The 6,507-nt window shown below is 64.1% G+C and carries 4 protein-coding genes and 1 pseudogene; 1 reads left to right on the top strand and 4 read right to left on the bottom strand.

What is annotated here, in order from left to right:
• Positions 1-927: 927 nt before the first annotated feature.
• From ACO2RJ_RS20135 to ACO2RJ_RS20120, 4 genes and pseudogenes are all read right to left on the bottom strand, one after another.
• Positions 928-2,256, bottom strand: a complete 1,329-nt coding sequence (locus ACO2RJ_RS20135; protein WP_423269967.1) for a pilus assembly protein TadG-related protein — start codon at positions 2,254-2,256, stop codon at positions 928-930.
• 52 nt (positions 2,257-2,308) lie between these two features.
• A complete protein-coding gene (locus tag ACO2RJ_RS20130; RefSeq protein WP_423269964.1) occupies positions 2,309-2,905 on the bottom strand; it encodes a TadE/TadG family type IV pilus assembly protein in 597 nt (198 codons plus the stop codon).
• On the bottom strand, positions 2,905-3,543 hold the full coding sequence (locus ACO2RJ_RS20125) for a TadE family protein (RefSeq protein ID WP_423269963.1): 639 nt from the start codon (positions 3,541-3,543) through the stop codon (positions 2,905-2,907). Before ACO2RJ_RS20125 ends, ACO2RJ_RS20130 begins: the two co-directional genes overlap by 1 nt.
• A gap of 67 nt (positions 3,544-3,610) precedes the next feature.
• Positions 3,611-3,904, bottom strand: a pseudogene (locus ACO2RJ_RS20120) (VIT1/CCC1 transporter family protein); the annotation flags it as partial.
• Between the two features lie 422 nt (positions 3,905-4,326).
• On the opposite strand from ACO2RJ_RS20120, the gene ACO2RJ_RS20115 reads away from it, so the two are divergent.
• Positions 4,327-6,258 (top strand): PAS domain S-box protein, encoded by a 1,932-nt coding sequence (locus ACO2RJ_RS20115; RefSeq protein WP_423269962.1) that lies wholly within the window; start codon positions 4,327-4,329, stop codon positions 6,256-6,258.
• Positions 6,259-6,507: the final 249 nt, after the last annotated feature.

Genomic DNA, 6,507 nt, shown 5'->3' with positions numbered 1-6,507 from the left:
CAACGCAAAGAGGCTTCACTCGGCGCTCGGCTACCTCAGCCCGCGTCAGTTCGAGGATCACCACGCCCGGCAGACAGTCCAAACCGAAGCATGATCGCTGTCCGGCTCAAGGGGCCCACTCCAATAAAGGGTCAAAGTTCAGCGCCGATTGACAGGAAGGGGCCGGTTGAGATGTTGGGCGCACATGATCGCTTCCTTCTGCTTGGGGGTTGAGTTCGCGTGTGGCGACTACGTTTGGGTCGCGTTACCCCGTGAACGGTACAAGCACGATTTCGGTTTTTGTAAATAGGTTTGACGCCGCGCATCGTTTTCGACTGGGGGCCAGTGGAGCAATAGCGCATGACGATCGAACCAACGCGCTCGGAGGCGGTGCGCGCATTTTTTCGTGTCTTGAATTCATCGTCCACATCGGGGTTGCAAACTCCCTGTTTCGGGCAACTTAATTCCCTGTTACTCGGCTGGAATTTCCCTGTTATTCCGGGCGGCTCGATGCGCGCTCGACTACCTAAGCCCCTCACAATTCGACGCTTCTTCGACCGAATTGGCGCATTCTGACCGGCTCTCGTCCGGCTTTTTGCGCGAAAACAGGGAATTTAGGTGGAGACCGGTTCGTATCGGACCGCGTCCACCACCAACTTACCTGATGTCGCCCCACCACGGGGCTCAGACATTCCGACCACCAGAGTCCGGGGCAAGACCACACGCCCGAAAGGTCGCATCCTGAGCGGACCAGAGTCCGGGGCAGAACCAGATCCGCAGTTAACGTCGCGTGTAGCGAATTTGGATGGATCGGCGCGACGACGGCGTTCGGCTGGGTCGTCAGGACGCCGTAGGCTGCTCGCGGTCGCCGGCGCCCTCGCTGCATGCGACAGAGGGAGGTGCGCGCCTATCCTGCGGCGCCTGCCGGGGGACCGGCCCCGCCGCCGATCACCGGCTGACGCGTAGGTTGGATAGCGAGTCGCCAATCTTGGCGAAGGCGACGCGGAGGGCCGCGCCAGTCGGCGAGCTGAAGAAGAACGCGTTCTGGCTGGCGCATTCGCGGAGCCGGTTCTCGATCGCAGTTCCGGGCGAGCCGAAGGCCACGGTGTAGACAGTCGCCCCCGCGTTCTTCATGGCCGTGCAAACGGCCGAAAGGCGGGCGTCGAGCGCGGCGTCCGCGAGAGCCTGGACAGCCTGGTTGCTGCTTCCCGTAAGGTTCAGCCGCTCATCCGTCCCGTATTGCGAGCAGAAGATGAAGATGTACTTGGTGCACTTCACGGTTCCATAGGAACCACCGCTCGCAAACTGGTTCTCGCCATCAGTCATTAGGACGATGGCCTTGTTCATACCGGCTGTACGATAGTCAAGCGGCAGCTTGGTTCCCATCGTGCCGCCCCATAGTCCCCGCCACCGCGGCGACAGCAGACGCCATCCCCACACCGCGCCGCCGGCGATGTGCGTGGAGCCCTCGGCGACGAGGTTGTTGATCGCCGCGACGGCCGTCGCTTTGGTTGAGGTTAGCGGCGTGATCGAGGGCGGGCAGACGGCGTTCGAGGAAGCGGGGAACTTCTGCACGCTCGGCGGATCGTCGGTTTGGTCGAGGCCGTTAAAACGTTCCTCGACGCAGCCCTTCCAGTTGGGAACCGTCGCCGTGAGCCAGCTCGTGCGGGTGGGCGCGACGTTCACCGCCTGCGAGAAGGGCACGACGCCGACATAGAGGCCGTCGGCCGTCGCGTCGGCGCCGAACACGATGTCGAGGAGATCCTTTGCAGCGACCTTCAGCGACGCCAGCTTGCCTCCCGTGTTCATTGAGCCCGTGACGTCGAGCACGAGCGCAAGCTCGAGGCCGCCCATGGCGCGCGTCACCTCCGATCGCGCGACGGTTCGGATCTTGTCGACTCCGAACAGCTTCATGAACGAGGTCGGAGCTTCGGCGGACGCTGTTACCGTAAGCGTCTTTTCGTCCGCGCTGAGCGTCGCCGACAGCGCGGTGATCTTGGCGCCGACATAGCCGCTCGCAAAGTTGGCGTCCGCGAATTTTTGCACTTCCTTCTGAACTTCCGTCGTGCTGACCTTCGCGACGGCCGAAAGCCCGCCAGCGTCGGTCGCCGACTGCAGGGCGGACTGCATGAGCATGAGCCGGGCGCCGTCGACGGCGAGTCCCGTCGTCGCCAGCAGGACGAAGGCGCAGATCGCGACCAGCGGCAGGACGCTGCCTCGTTCGCAACGACGCGACGCCTTAACTCGCGGAAGGAGCCGGCCGAACAGGCTGGGCATGGCTTTGCGGAACGATGCACGCACGGTGAACTCGGTGGACGTACGGATCAACCTAGCACCCTGGCGCAGTCGTAAGCGCCCCGAGCCGGGGACGGAAGACGGAGGTTTTCTGGATCGTCCGCTCTGCGATTGGCAAAAGACTGAAGATCGGTTGGTATCGGTAGAACACCTCCGCCACGATAACGTTGTCGCCACCGTCAATCGCCATGTCCGCCGGAAGTTGTGCGGCGCCGCCTACTCTGCCCACGGAGCTGGTCGCCGCGAGCTTGCCGCCGCCTAAGCACTGCCAACTTACAACGGGAGCGTCGTTTGCTCCCGCTTTGGTCACCGAGGATAAAACGACTCGCCCCTTCGAGGTGAAGTCGTCGGCGCCCATGACCTTGCTCGATGCGCCGAAGATGCCCTGGATGCTCGCGTCGGTGACGGTTTCGTAGCGCGCGATCACGTCAGCGACCGTGGCCGCCATCTGCGCGGCCTCGAAATGCGACCGTACGAGCCGCGTCACTTCGACGGTTCCGCACAAGAGCCCGATCAGCAGCGGCGCGACCAGCGCAAGCTCGACGGCGGCAATCCCTCTGGAGTCCCTGCCGATCCGCCGGATCAGGCGTCGGATGACCGCGACGCCGCGGCTGGGATCCCGGGCCGCCATTAGTACGGCTCGTTCTGGACGACGGCTGTGGCGGAGAGCGTCAGCACGCCATCGGCCGTCATCAGCTTGCTCACCATGGGGGTAAAAAAACGCCAGGGATAGCTGACGCTGTAGAGCACGACCTGATTGGCGCCGCCATAGCCAGCCGCCCCCTGGTCGAGGTCGTACGTCCCGTTCTTGTTGACGTCGATGAAGTTCTCGCCGTTGTCCCGCGTCCCATTGCCATTTGCGTCTGTGAACGGCTCGGGTTTGCCCAGCGTGTCGAAGCCGCTGTAGGCTTGGGCCACCACCGCAACTTTGCCTGGATCCATGAGGATGCCGACCCGTTGCTTGACCGCGTCCCGGATCACCTTGTCTTGAGTGGCGCCTTTCGGCACATAGCCGGTTCTGCCCGAACGTGCGCCATTGTAGGCAGCGTTCTTCAGTAAAATGTCGGCTGCAGACACCATCCCAAGCTCGATCGTGCCCAACAGGAGCAGGAGAAGCAGCGGCGCGATCAGAGCGAACTCGAGCGCCGTCGCTCCGCGCGCATCGGCTCGCGCGGCCCCGATGAGGCGGAGGGCGTCCCCAGATCGGGGACTCGCAGCCTGCACCCGCTTGGCCATGAGCCTAAGACCTGCGGTGACGCTGAATGTCATGCGTATTTTATCCGCCGGGACTTGTTAAATCTCGGTCAACTCAATTGCTAAGATCGACCGCGCTGCGGTCGGCCAGCTCCGGTTGGGCGTGCTCTCGATCGGACTGGCCAGCGGCGTTCTCGGCGTCCGACGGCGAGGTGACCGAGACGTGGTCGCCGACCGCCATCGACATCGCGCCTGCGACAAGCTCCGCGAAGCCCAGCATTGCGATCTTCGCGGGACCGGCCGCGGAGGCCGCCACGCCGACGATCAGGCTCGCGGTCGAAACGATCCCGTCATTGGCGCCGAGCACGGCCGCCCGCATCCGTCCGACCCGGTGGATAGATGCGGCGCGCTGGCCCGCGGCCTCAAGGCGCGCCATGTCGGTCATCTGCTCGACGAAGCGCGCGAGGGCGTCATCTGTTCGATGGCCTTTCGGGCCGCGGGGTCGGACGATCCGTCGAGTTCGAGCCGGGCGCGAGACGCAAGCGACCTCCGGCGTCGTCTTGGTCGAGGTCGACGACCAAACAGCGCCACGGGGTGGTTCGCTGTCGACGTCGCGCGCCCGGCCCCCCGCGTCAGGACGTCATGGTGAAAGATCGGTCGGCTAGCTCCGACAGGGAAAGCGCTCATGGCGCCCCCCGGAGCGCCCTATTGACTCGCCGCCGAAATTCTTACTCGTCCACCGCTCGGTACCGTCGGCAGGAGAAAAATAGTCCTGGCGCTACGCGTGAGACGCGGTAGAGGTTGCTGAACGCGCTATCCCGCGCCGAGTTCACATCCGAAGACTCAATGGCGGCTACAATGGATCTGGCGAAGGCCCGATCGCCGGAAACGGACGAGAGGTATCGCCTCCTCGTCGAGAACATTGTTGACTATGCGATTTACATGCTCGACCCAGACGGCGTCATCACCAGCTGGAACGCCGGCGCGCGTCGATCAAAGGGATACTCTGCAGAGGAAATACTTGGGCGCAACTTCTCTCAGTTCTATACGGAGGAAGATCGAGCCGCCGGGCTCCCGCAGATCGTTCTGGCGACGGCCGGACGGGAAGGCCGGTTCGAAGGCGAAGGCTGGCGTGTCCGGAAGGACGGCGCCCGCTTCTGGGCTCATGTCGTCGTGGACGCCATTCGCGACGACGCCGGGTCCGTTATCGGTTTCGCGAAGATCACCCGGGACCTTACTGAGCGCCGAAAATCCGAAGACGCGCTAAGGCGCAGCGAGGACCAGTTCCGGCTGTTGGTCCAGAGCGTGACCGATTATGCGATCTACATGCTCGATCTGGAAGGCCGAGTGTCGAGCTGGAATCTCGGCGCGCAGCGGATCAAGGGCTATCTGCCGCAAGAGATCATTGGCGAGCATTTTTCCAAGTTCTACACGGAAGAGGATCGGGCCGCCGGACTGCCGCAGACCGGCCTGAGAACGGCGCTCGAAACCGGCCGCTTCGAGAAGGAGGGCTGGCGCCTTCGCAAGGACGGCAGCCGCTTTTGGGCGAACGTGGTGATCGATCCGGTCCGCGACGATCAAGGCGAGTTGCGCGGCTTCGCGAAGATCACGCGAGACATTACCGAGCGGCGCGAGGGCCAGTTGGCGCTCGAACAGGCGCGCGAAGCCTATTTCCAGGCCCAAAAGATGGAGGCGGTCGGGCAGCTCACAGGCGGCGTGGCGCACGACTTCAACAATCTTCTGATGGCGATCATGGGGAGCCTCGATCTGTTGCGGAAGAGACTGCCGCACGAGCCCCGCGTCGACCGCCTGCTCGACAACGCGCGACAGGCCGCTCAGCGCGGCGCCTCGCTGACGCAGCGCATGCTGGCGTTCTCTCGGCGCCAGGAACTGAAGACGGAACCGGTGGACGCCGCCTGGCTCGTAAAGGGCATGGGCGACCTGCTGCGGCATACGCTCGGCGGCGCGATCAAGGTCGAGACCTGCTTTCCGCCGGTGCTCAGGCCCATCCTCGCAGATCCCAACCAGCTTGAACTCGCCATTCTCAATCTGGCCGTTAACGCGCGCGACGCCATGCCGGCAGGCGGCACGATCAGCATCACGGGCCGCGAAGAGCGTCTGGGCCCTTCGACCTCCCGGAGGCTCGTTCCGGGCCTCTATCTCTGCCTCTCGATCCGCGACACCGGAGAAGGGATGGACGAGGCGACGATGGCCCGCGCCGTCGAGCCCTTCTTCACCACGAAGGGGGTCGGCAAGGGAACCGGGCTCGGCCTGTCCATGGTCGCCGGAACCGTCGAGCAGCTCGGCGGTGAGCTGATTCTGAAGAGCGCGAAGGGGACGGGCACGACGGTGGAGCTCTGGTTGCCGGAGTCGGCGGAGGAGCTGCAGGAGCCTCGCCCTCTTTCGGCCGATCTTGCGCCGTCGCACGATGGGGCAAGGATGACCGTTCTCCTCGTCGACGACGATCCGCTGGTTCTCGTCAGTTCAGCCGAGATGCTGGAGGATCTGGGCCACCGGGTGCTCACCACGAACTCCGGCGCCGCAGCTCTCGCGGTGCTGGGGGGCGAATGTCGGATCGACCTGCTCATCACGGATCAAGCCATGCCGGAAATGACCGGTTTGCAGCTCGCTGAACGGACCAGAATGATGAAGCCTGAGCTCCCGGTCATCATCGCGAGCGGATTCGCGGAGCTTCCAAAGATCGCGGAAGCCCAAATTCTGAAGCTTGCGAAGCCCTTCACGCAGCAAGCCCTGGCCGAGGCGATTCTGGAGGCGCGGACGTTCGGATAAACGGCGCCGTAGCCCCCTCGCTCTTTCCCCCGTGAATTCGCCGGCAACGCACATTGCGCGGACAGTCGCCAGGGCTGCTGCGAGGATCAGCCTGCCACGCTGGGGCTAGGCTCACCCGTCCATTCGTTGAGATGAGCCAGGACGGCCAGGGCTTCCCTGCCGTCGAACTGCCGGCGCTAAGAAAAAGCGATCGCAACGCGGGATGTTCGCCGGCTTGAAGACGTTTCATCAGAGGGGACGAGCAGCGCC

Source organism: Hansschlegelia sp. KR7-227 (assembly GCF_049446035.1).
Lineage (GTDB): Bacteria > Pseudomonadota > Alphaproteobacteria > Rhizobiales > Methylopilaceae > Methylopila.
Note: the sequence above shows the minus strand (reverse complement) of the source record. Positions and strands in the feature narration are given on the sequence as shown.